This window comes from Roseomonas sp. F4, assembly GCF_053891155.1.
Genome location: NZ_JBSSHK010000004.1, coordinates 511681 through 529580, shown reverse-complemented (window position 1 = coordinate 529580; position 17900 = coordinate 511681). Strand labels below are relative to the sequence as shown.

Genomic DNA, 17900 nt, shown 5'->3' with positions numbered 1-17900 from the left:
GATCCGTTTCGGTTTCATTGCGGGGGCGGGCGAACATCGCCACAACGCCGTGGAGAGCGCAGTTGCACAAGAGCGGCGCTGGAACCGATCCGCTCCCGGACTTCACATCGCTGTGAAGATTCGCGCTGTCAGCGGCGCACCACATCGTGCCGGCGGGGGCGCCAAGCCGCGCTTCGCACCCGCTGCGGCTGCCCTTATGCTCATCGGCAAGGAACGTCGAGGAACAGCAGCATGACAATGGAGCGGCCGATCCGGACCGAGCCCGCACCCGCCGACCGCCTGCGACTGCTGCATGCGCTGGAGCGCAAGCTGCTGTGGCTGTCCGCCTGGATGATCCACCACGCCAACCATATCCGGCCGAATCGCGACGGGCTGAAGGTGGGCGGGCACCAGGCCTCCTGCGCCTCCTCCGTCTCCATCCTCGCGGCGCTGTATTTCGAGATTTTGCGGCCGCAGGACCGGGTGGCGGTGAAGCCGCATGCCGGGCCGGTGTTCCATGCGATCAACTATCTCCTCGGCCGGCAGGAGCGGGAGAAGCTGTCGACGCTGCGGCAGTTCGGCGGCATCCAGCCCTACCCGTCCCGCGTGAAGGATGGCGCGGAGGTGGATTTCTCCACCGGCTCCGTCGGCCTCGGCGTGGCGCTGACCACCTTTGGGAGCCTGGTGCAGGACTATGTGCGGCTGCACGGGCTTGGGCGGCCGGAGATTGCCGCCGGGCGACATGTGGCGATCGTCGGCGATGCCGAGCTGGATGAGGGCAATATCTACGAGGCCCTGCTGGAAGGCTGGAAGCACGATGTGCGCAATGTCTGGTGGGTGGTGGACTACAACCGCCAGAGCCTGGACAGCGTCGTGCCGGATCGCCTGTTCGGTCGCATCGAGGGGCTGTTCCGCGACATGGGGTGGGACGTCGTCACCCTGAAATACGGCCGCAAGCTGGAAGCCGCCTTCGCCCGGCCGGAGGGGGAGGCGCTGCGGCGCTGGATCGATGACTGCCCCAACAGCCTCTACGCCGCGCTGACCTTCCAGGGCGGCGCCGCCTTCCGGAATGCCTTGCTGGCGGAGCTGGGCCGGGTGCCGGGCGTGCGCGCCATCATCGACCCGCTGACCGATGACGAGCTGGCGGCGCTGATGACCAATCTCGGCGGCCACGACATCGAGACTCTGACCGAGGCCTTCCGGGCCGCGGATGCCGCCGGCGACCAGCCCACCTGCTTCATTGCCTATACCATCAAGGGCATGGGCCTGCCTTTCGCCGGGCATAAGGACAACCACGCCGGGCTGATGACCAAGGAGCAGATGGAGACGTTCCGGGATGCCATGGGCATCCGCCCCGGCCATGAGTTCGACCGATTCGAAGGCCTGGACGTGCCGGAAAGCGAGCTGGAGAGCTTCCTGGCCAGCATTCCCTTCGCCCGGACGCTGGCCCCGGAAGGGCGCCAGCTGCAATCCCCGACCATCCCGGTGCCCGCCGCCCTGCCGGCGCCGCGCATCCCGCCGGGGCGGATGATGTCCACCCAGGGGGCCTTCGGCGAAATCCTGGCCGAAATCGGCCGCGGCCAGGGGGAGAATGCCGCGCTGGCCGGGCGGATCGTCACCACCAGCCCGGATGTCACCGTCTCCACCAATCTCGGCCCCTGGGTGAACCGGCGCGGCATCTTCGACCGGCATCTGAAGAACGATGTGTTTCGCGATGCCAAGCTGGCGAGTGCGCAGCGCTGGGGCATGGGGCCGGAGGGGCAGCACATCGAACTCGGCATCGCCGAGCAGAACCTTTTTCTGCTGCTTGGGGCACTCGGCCTGTCGCATTCGCTATATGGGGCGCGGCTGCTGCCGGTGGGGACGGTGTATGATCCCTTCGTCAACCGGGGCCTCGATGCGCTGATCTATGGCTGCTACCAGGACGCCCGGTTTCTTCTGGTTTCAACACCTTCCGGCCTGACCCTCGCGCCGGAAGGTGGCCAGCACCAGTCGGTCAACACGCCGCTGATCGGCATCGCCCAGGACCGGCTGGTCGCCTACGAACCCGCCTATGCGGACGAATTGGCGATCCTGATGCGATTCGCCTTCGACCATATGCAGAAGCCCGATGGCAGTTCCGTCTGGCTCCGCCTGTCCACCCGCGCCCTGGCGCAGCCGGAGCGCAAGCTGGACCCGGCCGGGGTGATCGCCGGCGGCTATTGGGACGTCCCGCCCGGCCCCGGCGCGAAGCTCGCCATCGCCTATCAGGGCCCGATCGCGCCCGAGGTGCGGGAAGCCTTCGCGGCGGTGCGGGAGGACGTGCCCGATGCCGGGCTGCTCGCCGTGACCAGCCCCGATCGCCTGCAGGCCGGATGGCTGGAAAGCCGGCGCGGTCAACGCCAGGGGCGTGGCGGCGGCACCTCCGCCATCGAGGCATTGCTGGCACCGCTCGATCGCGACGCGGCGCTGGTGACGATCCTGGACGGGCATCCGGCGGCCCATGCCTGGCTCGGCGCGGTGCGTGGCCAGCGGGTGGTGCCACTCGGAGTCGACCGCTTCGGCCAGGCTGGCGACCTGCCGGACCTCTACGCGGCCTATGGGCTGGATGCCTCGGCGATCCTGGATGCCTGCGCGGCGGCGGTGCTGGATCGCTGAAGGGGCGGGCTTGGCGATGGGGCGGAGGCCGGGGTAGGTAGCGGCTTCAGGCGGGCGTGGTGGAATTGGTAGACACGCTGGATTTAGGTTCCAGTGGCGCAAGTCATGGGGGTTCGAGTCCCTCCGCCCGCATGGTTTTCACCGCTTTTGACCGACGGGGAACCGTGGCCTGGCCCGGTTTCGGGCCGATCCCCATTGCCCCCGGCGCCCTTGGGCGGTAACGGGGCGGGCCTCAAAGCGTCTTGCGCCCGTCATGGGCGCCTCTGTGCATAAAGAAGGTCCAAAATGCAGGTCACCGAGCTTCCCGCCGAGGGGCTGAAAAGGGCGTTCCAGGTCGTCGTCCCGGCCGCCAGCCTCGCCGCCAAGCGCGACAAGCGCCTGAAGGAACTGGGCGCCGACCTGCGCCTGCCCGGCTTCCGCCCCGGCAAGGTGCCCGCCGCCGTGGTCAAGCAGCGCTATGGCCAGGCCGTGGCCGGCGAAGTGCTGGAACAGTCGGTCGATGACGCGACCCGCCAGGTGATCGCCGATCGCGGCCTGCGCCCCGCGCTGCAGCCGAAGATCGAGCTGGTGAACTACAGCGACGGCGCCGATCTGGAATACAAGATCGACCTGGAGCTGCTGCCTGAGATCCCCATGCCGGATTTCGCCTCCATCGCGCTGGACCGCCAGAAGGCGACCCCGGAAGACGCCCAGGTGGACGAATTCCTGGCCACCATGGCCGGCCGCCTGGCCACCACGGAAGACGTCGCCGAAGCCCGCCCGGCCGCCAAGGGTGACGTGCTGGTCGTCGATTTCGAGGGCCGCACTAAGAACGAGGACGGCAGCTTGTCCGAGCCCTTCCCGGGCGGCACTGCCACCGACACCCCCGTCGAGGTGGCCGGCGAGGGCTTCATCCCCGGCTTCACCGAGCAGCTGGAAGGCATGAGCCCGGGCGAGAAGAAGGACATCAATGTCAGCTTCCCGGCCGAATACGGCTCCGCCGCTCTGGCCGGCAAGGACGCTGTTTTCGCCATCAACGCCAAGGCGCTGAAGGTGAAGAAGCTGCCGGAGATGGACGACGAATTCGCCAAGCGCCTCGGGCTTGAGGACATGGCCGCGCTGCGCGCCAAGGTCATCGAGAACCTGCAGGGCGAATACGACGCCCTGGCCCGGATGAAGGTGAAGCGCGCGCTGCTCGACGCCCTGGCCGAGAAGGCCGTGTTCGAGGTGCCGTCCGGCATGGTGGAGGCCGAGTTCGCCCAGATCTGGCAGCGGGTGGAGCAGGACCTGAAGGCCGGCCGCCTGGATGCGGACGACAAGGGCAAGGACGAGGAGACGCTGAAGGCGGACTACCGCGGCATCGCCGAGCGCCGCATCCGCCTGGGCCTGCTGCTGTCCGAGATCGGCCGCACCAACAACATCCAGGTGTCGAACGACGAAATCGCCAACGCCATGCGCCAGGAAGCCAGCCGCTACCCGGGGCAGGAGAAGGAGGTGATGGAGTACTTCCGCAAGAATCCCCAGGCGATCGAGGGCCTGCGGGCGCCGATCTTCGAGGAGAAGGTGGTCGATTTCGTGCTGGAACTGGCCAAGGTCACCGACCATCAGGTCGCCCCGTCGGAGCTGACCACCCAGGCCGACTAAGCGGCCTCGGCCAATCCGGATCGTTCAGCGGGGCGGCGCCCAAGGCCCGCCCCGCTTGCATTTGCGGGACTCTCGCCCCAGTTCCGCGCTCCGCCATATGGGTCTTGGGGTGGGGGGCTTTGCGGGCGACGCGGCTTTCCCCATCTTAAAGGGAATGGCAGAGATTCGCTGTCACACTGTGGCCCCGACGAGGGGAACCCAGTCAGGGGAATGCGCCCAGGCCGGCGACGGACGGGCATGAAAGGGACCACCATGCGTGACCGCGATCCGGTCGAGATCTACAATAACTCGCTCGTGCCCATGGTCGTCGAACAGACGGCGCGGGGCGAGCGGGCCTATGACATCTATTCGCGCCTGTTGAAGGAGCGGATCATCTTCCTGACCGGGCCGATCTTCGACCAGGTGGCCTCGCTGGTCTGCGCCCAGCTGCTGTTCCTGGAAAGCGAGAACCCGAACAAGGAGATCGCCTTCTACATCAACAGCCCGGGCGGCGTCGTGACCGCCGGCCTCGCGATGTATGACACCATGCAGTATATCCGCAGCCCGGTTTCGACCGTCTGCGTCGGCATGGCCGCCTCCGCCGGCAGCCTGCTGCTGACCGCCGGTGCCAAGGGCAAGCGCTTCGCCCTGCCGAACAGCCAGGTGATGATCCACCAACCCTCCGGCGGCGCCCAGGGCCAGGCCACGGACATCGCCATCCAGGCGCGTGAGATCCTGAAGACCCGGGAACGCCTGAACCGCATCTACGTCCACCATACCGGCCAGCCGATCGAGGAGATCGAGGCCAAGATGGAACGCGACACCTATATGACGGCCGAGGAGGCCCGGGACTTCGGGCTGATCGACCAGGTGGTGGAGCAGCGGCCGGTGCCGCCGACCGATCCGGTGAAGATCTGAGCGCCCTTCGGGCGGGGCGCGGCACCTTGCCGCGCCGTCACCCGATGGGTGGCACTTTCCCCCGCTCGATTGCGGGGCTATATTCCTTTGTTTCCCGCCCCCCGGCCGGGGGGCAGGCGTCCCGCGCCGTCAACCTGCCTGGCGGTCGCGGCTTGAGGCTTTCGGAGCGCGCATGAGCAAGTCCGGCGACTCGAAGAATACCCTGTACTGCTCGTTCTGCGGCAAGTCGCAGCACGAGGTCCGGAAGCTGATCGCCGGGCCCACCGTGTTCATCTGCGATGAATGCGTCGAGCTTTGCATGGACATCATCCGCGAGGAGCACAAGACGCACCTCGTCAAGTCGCGTGACGGCGTGCCGACGCCCCGCGAGATCTGCAAGGTCCTCGATGATTACGTCATCGGGCAGGATCATGCGAAGAAGGTTCTGTCGGTCGCGGTCCACAACCACTACAAGCGCCTGGCGCATGGGGCGAAGGCCGGCGAGGTCGAGATCGCCAAGTCCAACATCATGCTGATCGGCCCGACCGGCTCGGGCAAGACGTTGCTGGCCCAGACGCTGGCCCGCATCCTCGACGTGCCCTTCACCATGGCGGATGCGACGACGCTGACGGAAGCCGGCTATGTCGGTGAGGATGTGGAGAACATCATCCTTAAGCTGCTGCAATCGGCCGATTATAATGTGGAGCGGGCGCAGCGCGGCATCGTCTATATCGACGAGGTCGACAAGATTTCCCGCAAGTCCGACAATCCGAGCATCACGCGCGATGTGTCGGGTGAGGGCGTGCAGCAGGCGCTGCTGAAGATCATGGAAGGCACCGTCGCCTCCGTGCCGCCGCAGGGCGGGCGCAAGCATCCCCAGCAGGAATTCCTGCAGGTCGACACGACCAACATCCTGTTCATCTGCGGCGGCGCCTTCGCGGGGCTGGAGAAGATCATCGGCTCCCGCGGCAAGGGCTCCGGCATCGGCTTCGGCTCCGAGGTGCGGGCGCCGGATGAGCGGCGCGCGGGTGCCATCCTGAAGGAAGTCGAGCCCGAGGATCTGCTGAAGTTCGGCCTGATCCCGGAATTCATCGGCCGCCTGCCGGTGGTGGCGACGCTCGAGGACCTCGACGAAAAGGCCCTGATCGAGATCCTGACCAAGCCGAAGAACGCCCTGATCAAGCAGTATCAGCGGCTGTTCGAGATGGAGGGGGCGAAGCTCACCTTCACCGAGGACGCCATGAAGTCCGTGGCGACGCGGGCCATCCAGCGCCGCACCGGCGCCCGCGGCCTGCGCTCGATCATGGAGGCGATCCTGCTGAGCACCATGTTCGACCTGCCCGGTATCGAGGATATCGAGGAGGTGGTGGTGAACCGGGAGGTGGCCGAAGGCCGCGCCAGCCCGCTGTTCATCTATGGTGAACGCCCCGCGGAGCAATCTGCGGGCTGAGGAACGGGGCCAGGCCCCGATAGGCCTGGCGCCGATGGCACCCCTGACACGAAGCACCCGCATGCGGGGCCGCTTGTGATGGTGGGGTAGGGGGGCCATCTGTTTGACAATCCCGTGGCGCCGGAACCGTGCCGATAACCAGGACCCCAGGTGGGATCATCCTGGGGGCGGTTCCCGCGCCGATCGTCCAAAGTGAGGTCCGATATGGCGGCCAATCCCACTGAACCCGTCCGCGGCGAACTGCTTCCCGTCCTGCCGCTGCGTGACATCGTTGTCTTCCCCCACATGATCGTCCCCCTTTTCGTCGGGCGCGAGAAATCCGTCCGCGCGCTGGAAGCGGTGATGCGCGACGACAAGCAAATTCTGCTGGTCGCGCAGAAGAACGCCGCGCAGGACGATCCGGGGGCAGAGGACCTGTACCAGGTCGGCACCGTCTCCACGGTGCTGCAATTGCTGAAGCTGCCCGACGGCACCGTGAAGGTGCTGGTCGAGGGCGGCCGGCGCGCCAAGATCGATGCCTATAAGGGCACCGAACCCTATTTCGAGGCCTTTGCCGCGACGGCCGATGAGCCGAAGCCCGAGGGGCGCGAGCTGGAGGCGCTGGCGCGCACCGTGGTCGCGCAGTTCGAGCAGTACATCAAGCTCAACAAGAAGATCGCGCCGGAAGTGCTGGTCTCGATCAACCAGATCGAGGAGCCGGCCAAGCTGGCCGATACGGTGGCGAGCCACCTGAACCTCAAGATCTCCGAGAAGCAGGAGCTGCTGGAGATCGTGGGCGTCGGCCCGCGTCTCGAGCGGGTCTTCGCCCATATGGAAGCCGAGATCGGCGTCCTTCAGGTGGAAAAGCGCATCCGGAGCCGCGTGAAGCGGCAGATGGAGAAGACGCAGCGCGAGTACTATCTGAACGAGCAGCTCAAGGCGATCCAGAAGGAGCTGGGCGAGGGCGAGGAAGGCAAGGACGAGGCCGCCGAGCTTGAGGCCAAGATCAAGGCCACCAAGCTCTCGAAGGAGGCCCGCGACAAGGCGATGGCGGAGCTGAAGAAGCTCAAGACCATGTCGCCGATGTCGGCCGAGGCCACCGTCGTGCGCAACTACCTCGACTGGATGCTGTCGATCCCGTGGAAGAAGAAGACCCGTATCCGCAACGACGTGGTCGCGGCGGAAGCGGTGCTGGATGCCGACCACTACGGGTTGGACAAGATCAAGGAGCGGATCATCGAGTATTTGGCGGTGCAGTCGCGCTCGCCCAAGATTCGTGGCCCGATCCTGTGCCTGGTCGGCCCGCCCGGCGTGGGCAAGACGTCGCTCGGCAAGTCGATCGCCAAGGCGACCGGTCGTAACTTCGTCCGCATGTCCCTGGGCGGCGTCCGCGATGAGGCGGAAGTCCGTGGCCATCGTCGGACCTATATCGGCTCCATGCCCGGCAAGGTTTTGCAGGGGATGAAGAAGGCGAAGTCGTCGAACCCGCTGTTCCTGCTGGACGAGATCGACAAGCTGGGCGCCGATTGGCGCGGTGACCCGTCTTCCGCCCTGCTGGAAGTGCTGGACCCCGAGCAGAACGGCACCTTCAACGACCATTACCTGGAGGTCGATTACGACCTGTCCGACGTGATGTTCGTCACCACGGCCAACAGCCTGCGCATGCCGCAGCCGCTGCTGGACCGCATGGAGATCATCCGCATCCCCGGCTACACCGAGGATGAGAAGGTCGAGATCGCCAAGCGCCATCTGCTGCCCAAGGTCAGCGAGGCCAATGGCCTGAAGAAGGGCGAGTGGAGCATCTCGGACGAGGCGCTGCACGACATGGTCCGCTACCACACCCGCGAAGCGGGCGTGCGTAACCTGGAGCGTGAGCTGGCCGGCATCGCCCGCAAGGCGGTGAAGGAGATCGTCTCCAAGAAGACGAAGAAGGTCGCGGTCACCGTCAAGAACCTGGAGAAGTTCGCCGGCGTCCGGAAGTTCCGCTACGGCGAGGCGGAAGCCGAGGACATGGTGGGCGTCGTCACCGGCCTCGCCTGGACCGAGGTGGGCGGCGAGATCCTGACCATCGAATCGGTGGTTCTGCCGGGCAAGGGTGCCATCAAGACGACCGGCAAGCTCGGCGACGTCATGCAGGAAAGCGTCTCCGCGGCGCTGTCCTATGTGCGAAGCCGCTCGATCAACTTCGGCATCAAGCCGACGGTGTTCGAGAAGCGGGACATCCATGTGCATGTGCCGGAAGGTGCGACGCCGAAGGACGGACCTTCCGCCGGCGTGGCGATGGCCACCTCCATCGTCTCCGTGCTCACCGGCATTCCGGTGCGCAAGGATATCGCCATGACGGGCGAGATCACGCTGCGTGGCCGGGTGCTGCCGATCGGCGGGTTGAAGGAAAAGCTGCTGGCGGCGCTGCGTGCCGGCGTCACCACGGTCTTCATCCCGAAGGAGAATGAGAAGGACCTGGCCGAGATCCCGGACAATGTGAAGAAGGGGCTGACCATCATCGCGGTCAGCCATGCGGATGAGGTCATCTCCCAGGCCCTGGTCCGCAAACCGGAAGCGATCACCTGGGAGGAGCCGGCCGATCCGGCGCCTGCCGCCGGGTCCGCGGGCAGCGATGGCGCCACGGTGCGACCGCACTGAGGTGAGGCCGGCGAGGGTCTGAACAGGGCGAGGGCGCGCATCCTGGGGTGCGCGCCCTTTCTGTTTTCGGGCGCCGCATCCTGAATATTTGGCAACCTCCCGATGATTTGCCCTCGCGCCATGCGAATTTACCGCGCCTGTATCCCGGAAATGGCGGTTATCCGCCAGAAATCGAGAGCGACGACGTTGACTGCGCTGAAACGCGGCTCTTAGTGTGCCGCCGTGGCGGGGCGTGATTCGGGCCCGTTCGATGATGCGAAATGAACAGGAACCTGAAAGGGAGTCCCACATGAACAAGCAGGATCTGGTCACCGTGGTTGCGGAGGCTGCTGACATTCCGAAAGCCAAGGCGAGCGACGTGCTCGATGCGGTGTTCGATGCGATCGAGAAGGCGTTGAAGACGAGCACCGAAGTCCGACTGGTCGGCTTCGGCACTTTCAGCACCTCCAAGCGCAAGGCCGGCAAGGGCCGCAACCCGCGGACCGGCGAGGAGATTGAGATCCCGGCGACCAACACGGTGCGCTTCAAGGCCGGCAAGGGCTTGAAGGACGCGGTGAACTGAGACTACCCGCCAAGATCTGACGTGACGGAAGGGCCGGCCCGCAGGGGCTGGCCCTTTTCCGTTTCAAAGGTCTTGGCGCCGCGCCGCCGGGCGGCTAGGCCATGGGGGCGCTTGGGGCGCTTAGCTCAGCGGTAGAGCGCCTGTCTTACACACAGGTGGTCGGCGGTTCGATCCCGTCAGCGCCCACCAGAACCGCCGCCCGCCCGTCCCTATTCCGGCTGTACGCCAAGCTCACGCAGGATGCGGCCGTAATTGCCGTACTCCTCACGAATCATCCGGGTGAGCTCCGCGCGCGGCACGAAGCTCACCGGACTGCGGCTGGTCGCCAGCACCCGGCGCACGGTCGGATCCTCCAGCGCCACGCGGCAGGTTTCCTCCAGCCGGTCGAGGATCGGGGCAGGGGTACCGCGCGGCGCGTAGATGCCGACCTGGGAGAATTGCTGGGCATCGATGCCCTGTTCCCGCGCCGTCGGCACATCGGGGAAATCCGGATGCCGGTTGGCCGAGAACACCGCGATCATCCGCATCCGCCCCGCCTGCACCAGCTCCGCCACCGAACTGACGATGGCGGCGGAGAAGTCGAGCCGGCCGGCCAGCGTGTCGTTCACATGCGGCGCCTCGCCGCGATAGGGGATGTGGTTCATCTCCACGCCGGTGGCCCGCTGCACGCGCCAGACGGCGAGCTGTGGCAGGGAATTGGGGCCGGGGCTGCCGAAGCTGAGCTGGCGCCTGCGGGCCTCCGCCACCAGGCCAGGCAGGTCCCGGATCGGGCTTTCGGTCCGCACGGCGACGGTGATGACATTCTCATTGGTGCCGCAGACACCTTCGAACTGCTCCGGGCCCAGGCCCGGATTCCGCAGCAGATGCGGCTGCACGACGATGGCGGTCATAGGCGTATGGCCCAGCGTATAGCCATCCGGCGCGGCCGCCGCGACCACCCGCATGCCGACGACGCCGGAGGCACCGTCCCGCGTGTTCAGCACCAGGGGCTGGTGCAGCGTGCGTTGGATATGCTCCCCCATCGCCCGGATCAGCACATCCGCCGCGCCGGGCGAATAGGGCATGATCATGGTGATCGGACGCTCTGGATAGCTGCCCGCTTGGCTCCCCGGTTGGCTTCCCTGGGCGATGGCAGAGGTGAGGGGGGCCAGCGCGAGCAGCGCGGCCAGCATCATGTGGCGCATGGTCTCACTCCTCGATGATGGCGACGGCGCGGGTCCAGCCGGCGGAGGCGCGCTCGATCTTCACGGGGAAGCAGGCGACGGTGAATCCGTCGGCCGGCAGGGCGTCGAGGTTGCTCAGCTTCTCCATGTGGCAGTAGCCGATCTCGCGTCCGGCGCGGTGGCCTTCCCAGATCAGTGAGGCATCGCCGGTTTCCTTCACCCGCCGGGCGGTGTGGCTGAAGGGCGCATCCCAGGACCAGGCATCGGTGCCGACCACGCGCACGCCCTGCTCCAGCATCCATAGCGTCGCCGCCTTGCCGATGCCGCAGCCGGTATCGAGGAAATCCGGCTGGCCGTAGCGCGCCCCGGCCGCGGTGTTGACCACCACGATCTCGAGCGGTCGCAGCACATGGCCGATGCGGTCCAGCTCCCGGCGGATATCCTCAGGTGTCGCGACATAGCCGTCGGGAAAATGCCGGAAGTCCAGCTTCACGCCGGGTTGCAGGCACCAGTCCAACGGCACCTCGTCGATCCGTATGGCCGGGCGTCCGCCCGGGACCAGCGCCTCATCCATTCGGGAGAAGTAGTGGTAGGGCGCGTCAAGATGCGTGCCGTTATGGGTGGAGAGGGTGATCTCCTCCACCGCCGCATATTCCCCCTCCGGCAGCGCCTCCACCGGCACGCCCATCAGCGCGGCCATGGAGGGCGCGGTGTCGTGGTGGTTGCGGTAGTTGATCTTGGGCAGCATGTGCGGCGGGTCGGAGGCTATGCCCGCCTTCAGGGTCGATGAGATGTCGATGATGCGTCTCGGCATGGGGCCTGTCCGTTCCTCGTCGTTCTTGTTGTCAGTTGGGCCAGGCGGGTGCTGGCAGGATTTCGGCGCGGCATTCGCCGAAGCCGATCGGCACGGCGCCCGGCGCATGGGCGCGCGCGCGAAAGATCACCTCGTCGCCATCCAGAAGGAATCGCCGCGTCTCACCGCCAGGCAGGGCGATCGGGCCGGTCAGGGCGATTTCGGCCAGGCAGGCGCGGGCCCCGGCTTCCGGACCGGAACAGGTGCCACTGCCGAACAGGTCGCCCGGCAACAGGCTGCAACCATTGGAGGCGTGGTGCGCGACGAGCTGCGCCGGCGTCCAGTAAAGGTTGGCGAATTCCGTCGCGGTGATGCGTGCTGGCGCGGCGCCGGCCTGGCGCATGGCCGGGGTCAGCAGCAGCACCTCCATGGTGAGCGACAGATGGCCCGCGGCGCGGTTGGTTGCGCTGTCCAGATGCGCCGGCACCGGCAGGTCCCCAAGCGGCCGTGGCGCGGCGCCGGTCGCGAAAGGGCTCATCGCCTCCGCCGTCACGATCCAGGGCGAGACCGTGGTGGCCATGCTCTTGCCGAGGAAAGGGCCGAGGGGCGGCATTTCCAGCATCTGGATCTCGCGGGCGGACCAGTCGTTCAGCAGGCCATAGCCGAACAGCCGCTCCGGTGCGGCGCGCATCGGCACCGGCGTGCCCAGCGCATTCTCCCCGGCGATCCAGATCGCCAGTTCCAGCTCGAAATCCAGGCGCCGCTCCGGCCCGAAGCTGACGCTGCCATCCTCCTCCCGCCGCTGTCCGTTCGGCCGCATCACCGGCGTGCCGCTGACGCGGAGCGAGGAGGCGCGGGAGTGGTAGGCGATGGGCAGATGGGAGAAGGCCGGGGGCAGGGGGGCGGAGGGGTTCTTCAGCGCGCCCAGGCGTTCGGAATGGTCGCGGGAGATCATGAAGTCGGTGAAGTTCGCCACCGACGCGGGCAGGTGCAGGGTCACCTCCGCCATCGGCACGGTGATCCGTTCCGCCGCGGCTTGCCCGGCGCCACCCTGGCGCAGCAGGGTGGAGGCGGCCCGGCGCAACGCCGCCGAAGCGGGGCGGCCCAGCGCCATCAGCGGATTCAGCGTTGGCCCGCCGAGGCCTTCCGCCGGGACCAGGCCCAGCTCCGCCGCCGCCCGCAGGTCGAGCACGCGGTCGCCGATCGCCATGCCGGGGCGTGGCGCCTCGCCGGGTCGGGAGAACAGGCCAAGCGGCAGGTTCTGAATGGGGAAGTCGGATTCCGGCGCATTGGCCGCGGGAATCCAGGCCCGCAAGGCGGGATCATGCGTTTCGTTGGTCGTTTCCATGGACGCCATCCTGTCGCGCTGGACAGCGTCTGGCTAGATGAAATATAAATTTTTCAGATGATCGATCAGAATCAGGAAGCCATCCTCGCGGAGGTCACCCTCGCGGAGTCCGCGGCCCGCAAGCTGCGGCGGGACATCATCGCCGGCAGCCTGCCGCCGGAGGCGCGGCTGCGGCTGCGCGAACTCAGTGCCCGCTACGGCCTGGGCGCGACGCCGTTGCGGGAAGCCCTGGCGCGGCTGGCGGCGGAAGGGCTGGTTCGGCTTGAGGGGCAGAAGGGCTTTTCCGTCCCACCGGTCACCCGCGCCCATCTGCAGGACATCACCCAGTCCCGTCAGATCGCGGAGGCGGCGGCCCTGCGGCTCGCCATGGCGGAGGGCGGTGCGGAATGGGAAGATGGCATCGTCGCCGCCCTCTCCGTGCTGGGCCACGAGATCGGCCGCCGCGACATGACCAGCGAGGCCTGGCTGGACAGCTATGAGGTCCGCCATCATCGCTTCCATGCCGCGCTGATCGCCGGCTGCCCGCTGCCCTCGCTGAAGCGCTTTTGCGACGAGCTGTATGTGCAGAAGACGCGCTACCGCCGGATCATCAAGATCGCGGCGCTGGATTGGGACCACATGCTGCGGGTCCATGCCCGGCTGGCCGAACTGACCCTGGCGCGCGACCCCGCCGCGACCCAGGAACTCACCACCCATATAGGCAAGACAGCGGAGCAGGTGGTGGAGGTACTGGAGGGCGTGGCGCGGCCTGGCGGCGGCGCCTGACCACTATCCGGCGTCGCCAGTGCCGTCCAACCCACATCCGCTCGCGACTTTTTTGTCATCGAACCATGCCGCCAAGCGCCTTCGCGGGCCGGAACGGCCCCGAGAGGCCGAGGGGTGGCCTGCGGATCAATCATGCGAATCGCCGGAAATGCTATTGCCGGACCGATCAGGGCAGCCCCCGCCGCCGGCTCCCCGGGCCGTCCGCGGGGCACCTGGGGAGGCTGTTGACAGGCCGCCGCCGCACCCCTATTCCCCGCCGCACAAGTTCGCGGGCGGGTGTAGCTCAGTTGGTTAGAGCGCCGGCCTGTCACGCCGGAGGTCGCGGGTTCGAGCCCCGTCACTCGCGCCACGCGGACTTGCTACTTTCTCTGGAAAGTTAAGAAACGGGTGTTCACCATTGGTGAGCGCCCTTTTTCTTTTTGGTCCTTGGTACGACCTGCCACATGTCAACACTTCCATCATGCATCGGCCCTATGGCGAAGTGTGGCCAGGGCGAGTATTCTCCGCTGCGCTGCAATGCGATGGGGACGGGGCCTGCGGGACTGGCGCAGTTCGCCCCGCCTTGGCGTGCAAGTGGAATAGCCCGGGTGCCCTTGGCGGCCTCGGGCCAGGCAAGGATGGCCGAAGCACCATGACCCAGCCGCTGCTGGCAGAATACTTCCCGATCCTGGTGTTCCTGGGCATCGCCGGCGGCATCGCCTGCGCGATGGTCGGCGGCGCGCTTCTGGCCGCGAAGCAGAAGCCCTATGCCGAGAAGCTCTCGGCCTATGAATGCGGCTTCGAGCCCTTCGACGACACGCGCCGGAAATTCGATGTGCGATTCTACCTGGTCGCCATCCTGTTCATCATCTTCGACCTGGAAGTCGCCTTCCTGTTTCCCTGGGCGGTCACGCTCGGGGAGATCGGCTGGTTCGGCTTCCTGTCCATGATGGGCTTCCTGGGCGTGCTGACGGTGGGCTTCATCTATGAGTGGCGCAAAGGCGCGCTGGACTGGGAATGAAGCCTTTTAGGGGAGGCCGGCAGGGCGCCCGGAGAATGGCATGAGCGGTTCGAATGCAGACCAGATCGCCTGGAACAGGGAGGCTCTGCCCCCCGGCCCGGCGCAGGATTCCGTGGTGCGCGGCATCACCGGTGAGATCGAGGAAAAAGGCTTCGTCATCGCCAACCTCGACAAGGTGGTGAACTGGGCCCGCACCGGCAGCCTCTGGCCGATGACCTTCGGTCTGGCCTGCTGCGCGGTGCCGATGATTCACGCCTATATGGCGCGCTACGACCTCGATCGCTTCGGCATCATCCCGCGCGGGTCGCCGCGGCAGTCGGATGTGATGATCGTGGCCGGCACGCTGACCAACAAAATGGCGCCCGCCTTGCGCAAGGTCTACGACCAGATGTCGGAGCCGCGCTGGGTGATCTCCATGGGCTCCTGCGCCAATGGCGGCGGCTATTACCATTACAGCTACTCCGTGGTGCGCGGCTGCGACCGTGTGGTGCCGGTGGATGTCTATGTCCCCGGCTGCCCGCCGACCGCCGAAGCCCTGGTCTATGGGATCCTGCAATTGCAGAAAAAGATCCGCCGCACGGGGACCATCCTCCGTGGCTGAGGTGAGCACCCTCCAGGCGCTGGGCGCCGCCATCGCCGAAGCCGCGGGTTCCGTGGTGGAGGAGGTGTTCGTGGAACGCGGGGCGGAGCTGGTGCTGCGCGCGCGGCGGGACCAATTGGTGCCGCTGATGCTGATGCTGCGCGACGATCCGCGCTTCGCCTTCGAACAGGTGATGGACATCTGCGGCATGGACTGGCCGGAGCGCGCGGAGCGTTTCGAGGTGGTCTACAACCTGCTCAGCCTCGCGCTGAACCAGCGTGTCCGCGTGCTGGTCTCGACCGATGAGGCGACGCCGGTGCCGAGCCTGATCGCCGTCTGGCCCGCCGCGACCTGGTATGAGCGCGAGGCCTGGGACATGTACGGCATCGTCTTCGAGGGCCAGACCGACCTGCGCCGCCTGCTGACCGACTATGGGTTCGAGGGCCATCCGCTGCGCAAGGATTTCCCCCTGACCGGCCATGTCGAGGTTCGCTACGACGAGACCCGCAAGCAGGTGGTCTATGAGCCTGTCGCGCTGACCCAGGATTTCCGGTCGTTTGACTTCCTGAGCCCGTGGGAGGGCATGACCACCCTGCCGGGCGACGAGAAGGTGCATCAGATCCGCAGCGAACGCGGGCAGATCGAGGGGCCGAAGTCATGACAACGGAACTCGTCTCCGGCCTGTCGCAGATGGACGGCCCGAACGCCTCCCAGAAGCTGTTCGATGCCGAGACGCACACCATCAATTTCGGCCCGCAGCATCCGGCCGCGCATGGCGTGCTGCGCCTCATCCTGGAGATGAAGGGCGAGGTGGTGGAGCGTGCCGATCCGCATATCGGGTTGTTGCATCGCGGCACCGAGAAGCTGATCGAATACAAGACCTACCTCCAGGCCATGCCGTATATGGACCGCCTGGATTACGTCTCCCCGATGTGCATGGAGCACAGCTTTGTCCTCGCGACGGAGCGGCTGCTCGGCATCGAGAATGACGTGCCGCTGCGCGCCAAATGGATCCGCACGATGTTCGCGGAACTCACGCGCATCCTGAACCACCTGCTGAACGTCACGACCTATGCGCTCGACGTCGGCGCCATCACGCCATCGCTCTGGGGCTTCGAGCAGCGCGAGCATCTGCTGGAATTCTACGAGGCGGTTGGCGGTTCGCATTACCATGTGAACTACTTCCGCGCCGGCGGCGTGGCGAAGGATCTACCGGCGGGTCTGGAGGATAAGATCGGCGCCTGGTGCCAGCGCTTCCCGAAATTCCTCGATGAGCTTGAGGGGTTGCTGACCCAGAACCGCATCTTCAAGCAGCGCACCGTCGATATTGGCGTGATGACGGCGGAGCAGGCGATGTCCTGGGGCTTCTCCGGCCCCTGCCTGCGCGCCTCCGGCTGCGCCTGGGACCTGCGCAAGTCGCAGCCTTATGAGATGTACGACCAGCTCGACTTCGAAATCCCGGTCGGCGTGCAGGGCGATTGCTACGATCGCTACCTGGTGCGGATGCAGGAGATGCGGCAGTCGCTGCGCATGGTGGAACAGTGCCTGGGCCATATCCGCCCGGGTCCGGTCAAGATCGCCGACCACAAGATCTCCCCGCCCTCGCGCGGGGAGATGAAGCGGTCGATGGAAAGCCTGATCCATCACTTCAAGCTCTACACCGAGGGCTATCACGTGCCGGAAGGCGCGACCTATACGGTGACCGAGGCGCCGAAGGGCGAGTTCGGCGTCTATATGGTGGCCGACGGCACCAACCGCCCCTATCGCTGCAAGATCCGCGCGCCCGGCTTCGCGCATCTTCAGGCGATGGAGGCCCTGTCCAAGGGGCATATGCTGGCCGATGCGGTGAGCATCATTGGCAGCCTGGACATCGTGTTCGGGGAGATCGACCGGTGAGCTTCGAACAGCCCACGCATTTCGCCTTCGACGAGTCGAGCGAGGCCGAAATCCGGAAGATTCTGGCCAAGTATCCGGAGGCGAAGAAGGCTTCCGGCGTGATTCCTCTGCTCTATGTCGTGCAGCGCCAGATGGGCCGCAGCACGGGCAGCGCCTGGGTGCCGAAGGTGGCGATGGATGTCATCGCCGATCGCCTCGGCATGGCGCCGATCCGCGTCTATGAGGTCGCGACCTTCTACTTCATGTTCAACATGAAGCCGATCGGACGCCACCATCTGCAGCTCTGCGGCACGACGCCCTGCATGCTGCGCGGCTCGGACGATGTGATGCGCGCCTGCCATGACGCGGCGCATGTGCGTGTCGGCCAGACCTCCGAGGATGGGCTGTTCACGCTGACCGAGGTGGAGTGCCTCGGCGCCTGTGTGAATGCGCCGGTGCTCCAGGTGGATGACGACTATTTCGAAGACCTCGACTACGACCGCACCGTCGCGCTGATCGAGGCGCTGAAGCGTGGCGAGAAGCCGACACCCGGCAGCAGCATCGGTCGCCAGACCAGCGCGCCGGAAGGCGGGCCGCTGACGCTGATCGATGTGGGGGGAGAATAGG

General features: G+C 66.6%; 15 protein-coding genes and 3 tRNA genes. 15 read left to right on the top strand and 3 right to left on the bottom strand.

Annotated elements, in window-relative coordinates:
• Nucleotides 1-231: 231 nt before the first annotated feature.
• From ACVFYP_RS18950 to ACVFYP_RS18915, 8 genes are all read left to right on the top strand, one after another.
• On the top strand, nt 232-2616 hold the full coding sequence (locus tag ACVFYP_RS18950; protein WP_499201759.1) for a thiamine pyrophosphate-binding protein: 2385 nt from the start codon (nt 232-234) through the stop codon (nt 2614-2616).
• 50 nt (nt 2617-2666) lie between these two features.
• Nucleotides 2667-2748, top strand: a tRNA-Leu gene (locus ACVFYP_RS18945).
• A gap of 153 nt (nt 2749-2901) precedes the next feature.
• The gene (tig, locus tag ACVFYP_RS18940) at nt 2902-4239 is read left to right on the top strand and encodes a trigger factor (protein ID WP_499201758.1); all 1338 of its coding nucleotides are present in this window, start codon (nt 2902-2904) and stop codon (nt 4237-4239) included.
• A 252-nt stretch (nt 4240-4491) separates the two neighbouring features.
• Nucleotides 4492-5136 carry an ATP-dependent Clp endopeptidase proteolytic subunit ClpP gene (clpP, locus tag ACVFYP_RS18935; RefSeq protein WP_499201757.1) on the top strand — a complete coding sequence of 215 codons (645 nt, stop codon included), beginning with the start codon at nt 4492-4494 and terminating at the stop codon, nt 5134-5136.
• 172 nt (nt 5137-5308) lie between these two features.
• Nucleotides 5309-6565 (top strand): ATP-dependent Clp protease ATP-binding subunit ClpX, encoded by a 1257-nt coding sequence (gene clpX / locus ACVFYP_RS18930; protein ID WP_499201756.1) that lies wholly within the window; start codon nt 5309-5311, stop codon nt 6563-6565.
• A 204-nt stretch (nt 6566-6769) separates the two neighbouring features.
• Nucleotides 6770-9187: an endopeptidase La gene (gene lon / locus ACVFYP_RS18925; protein WP_499201755.1), complete on the top strand. Its 2418-nt coding sequence runs from the start codon at nt 6770-6772 to the stop codon at nt 9185-9187.
• A 289-nt stretch (nt 9188-9476) separates the two neighbouring features.
• Nucleotides 9477-9749, top strand: coding sequence for an HU family DNA-binding protein (locus ACVFYP_RS18920; protein WP_499201754.1), 273 nt, complete (start codon nt 9477-9479; stop codon nt 9747-9749).
• 114 nt (nt 9750-9863) lie between these two features.
• Nucleotides 9864-9938 (top strand) — tRNA-Val (locus tag ACVFYP_RS18915).
• A gap of 20 nt (nt 9939-9958) precedes the next feature.
• On the opposite strand, the gene ACVFYP_RS18910 is transcribed toward ACVFYP_RS18915, so the two are convergent.
• From ACVFYP_RS18910 to fahA, 3 genes are read right to left on the bottom strand one after another with little or no spacing between them, the layout of a single operon-like run.
• A complete protein-coding gene (locus ACVFYP_RS18910) occupies nt 9959-10933 on the bottom strand; it encodes a Bug family tripartite tricarboxylate transporter substrate binding protein (RefSeq protein WP_499201753.1) in 975 nt (324 codons plus the stop codon).
• A 4-nt stretch (nt 10934-10937) separates the two neighbouring features.
• The gene (locus tag ACVFYP_RS18905) at nt 10938-11726 is read right to left on the bottom strand and encodes a cyclase family protein (protein WP_499201752.1); all 789 of its coding nucleotides are present in this window, start codon (nt 11724-11726) and stop codon (nt 10938-10940) included.
• A 31-nt stretch (nt 11727-11757) separates the two neighbouring features.
• The gene (gene fahA, locus ACVFYP_RS18900; RefSeq protein ID WP_499201751.1) at nt 11758-13053 is read right to left on the bottom strand and encodes a fumarylacetoacetase; all 1296 of its coding nucleotides are present in this window, start codon (nt 13051-13053) and stop codon (nt 11758-11760) included.
• Nucleotides 13054-13110: 57 nt separating this feature from the next.
• Here fahA and ACVFYP_RS18895 point away from each other — a divergent pair, with 57 nt between their 5' ends.
• From ACVFYP_RS18895 to ACVFYP_RS18865, 7 genes are all read left to right on the top strand, one after another.
• Nucleotides 13111-13818 (top strand): GntR family transcriptional regulator, encoded by a 708-nt coding sequence (locus tag ACVFYP_RS18895; protein WP_499201750.1) that lies wholly within the window; start codon nt 13111-13113, stop codon nt 13816-13818.
• Nucleotides 13819-14090: 272 nt separating this feature from the next.
• Nucleotides 14091-14167 (top strand) — tRNA-Asp (locus tag ACVFYP_RS18890).
• A gap of 282 nt (nt 14168-14449) precedes the next feature.
• Nucleotides 14450-14818: an NADH-quinone oxidoreductase subunit A gene (locus tag ACVFYP_RS18885; RefSeq protein WP_499201749.1), complete on the top strand. Its 369-nt coding sequence runs from the start codon at nt 14450-14452 to the stop codon at nt 14816-14818.
• A 40-nt stretch (nt 14819-14858) separates the two neighbouring features.
• A complete protein-coding gene (locus ACVFYP_RS18880; RefSeq protein ID WP_216879108.1) occupies nt 14859-15419 on the top strand; it encodes a NuoB/complex I 20 kDa subunit family protein in 561 nt (186 codons plus the stop codon).
• Nucleotides 15361-16059, top strand: coding sequence for an NADH-quinone oxidoreductase subunit C (locus tag ACVFYP_RS18875; protein ID WP_499201748.1), 699 nt, complete (start codon nt 15361-15363; stop codon nt 16057-16059). Before ACVFYP_RS18880 ends, ACVFYP_RS18875 begins: the two co-directional genes overlap by 59 nt.
• 29 nt (nt 16060-16088) lie before the next feature.
• Nucleotides 16089-17294 (top strand): NADH-quinone oxidoreductase subunit D, encoded by a 1206-nt coding sequence (locus ACVFYP_RS18870; protein ID WP_230410992.1) that lies wholly within the window; start codon nt 16089-16091, stop codon nt 17292-17294.
• Nucleotides 17291-17899, top strand: a complete 609-nt coding sequence (locus tag ACVFYP_RS18865; protein ID WP_499201747.1) for a complex I 24 kDa subunit family protein — start codon at nt 17291-17293, stop codon at nt 17897-17899. Before ACVFYP_RS18870 ends, ACVFYP_RS18865 begins: the two co-directional genes overlap by 4 nt.
• Nucleotide 17900: the final 1 nt, after the last annotated feature.

Coding starts and splice junctions, on each gene's coding strand:
- ACVFYP_RS18885 (WP_499201749.1), top strand. CDS start 14,450: ATGACCCAGCCGCTGCTGGCAGAATACTTCCCGATCCTGGTGTTCCTG.
- ACVFYP_RS18910 (WP_499201753.1), bottom strand. CDS start 10,933: ATGCGCCACATGATGCTGGCCGCGCTGCTCGCGCTGGCCCCCCTCACC.
- ACVFYP_RS18920 (WP_499201754.1), top strand. CDS start 9,477: ATGAACAAGCAGGATCTGGTCACCGTGGTTGCGGAGGCTGCTGACATT.
- clpX (WP_499201756.1), top strand. CDS start 5,309: ATGAGCAAGTCCGGCGACTCGAAGAATACCCTGTACTGCTCGTTCTGC.
- ACVFYP_RS18875 (WP_499201748.1), top strand. CDS start 15,361: ATGGGATCCTGCAATTGCAGAAAAAGATCCGCCGCACGGGGACCATCC.
- ACVFYP_RS18880 (WP_216879108.1), top strand. CDS start 14,859: ATGAGCGGTTCGAATGCAGACCAGATCGCCTGGAACAGGGAGGCTCTG.
- tig (WP_499201758.1), top strand. CDS start 2,902: ATGCAGGTCACCGAGCTTCCCGCCGAGGGGCTGAAAAGGGCGTTCCAG.
- lon (WP_499201755.1), top strand. CDS start 6,770: ATGGCGGCCAATCCCACTGAACCCGTCCGCGGCGAACTGCTTCCCGTC.
- clpP (WP_499201757.1), top strand. CDS start 4,492: ATGCGTGACCGCGATCCGGTCGAGATCTACAATAACTCGCTCGTGCCC.
- ACVFYP_RS18950 (WP_499201759.1), top strand. CDS start 232: ATGACAATGGAGCGGCCGATCCGGACCGAGCCCGCACCCGCCGACCGC.
- ACVFYP_RS18895 (WP_499201750.1), top strand. CDS start 13,111: ATGATCGATCAGAATCAGGAAGCCATCCTCGCGGAGGTCACCCTCGCG.
- ACVFYP_RS18905 (WP_499201752.1), bottom strand. CDS start 11,726: ATGCCGAGACGCATCATCGACATCTCATCGACCCTGAAGGCGGGCATA.
- fahA (WP_499201751.1), bottom strand. CDS start 13,053: ATGGAAACGACCAACGAAACGCATGATCCCGCCTTGCGGGCCTGGATT.
- ACVFYP_RS18870 (WP_230410992.1), top strand. CDS start 16,089: ATGGACGGCCCGAACGCCTCCCAGAAGCTGTTCGATGCCGAGACGCAC.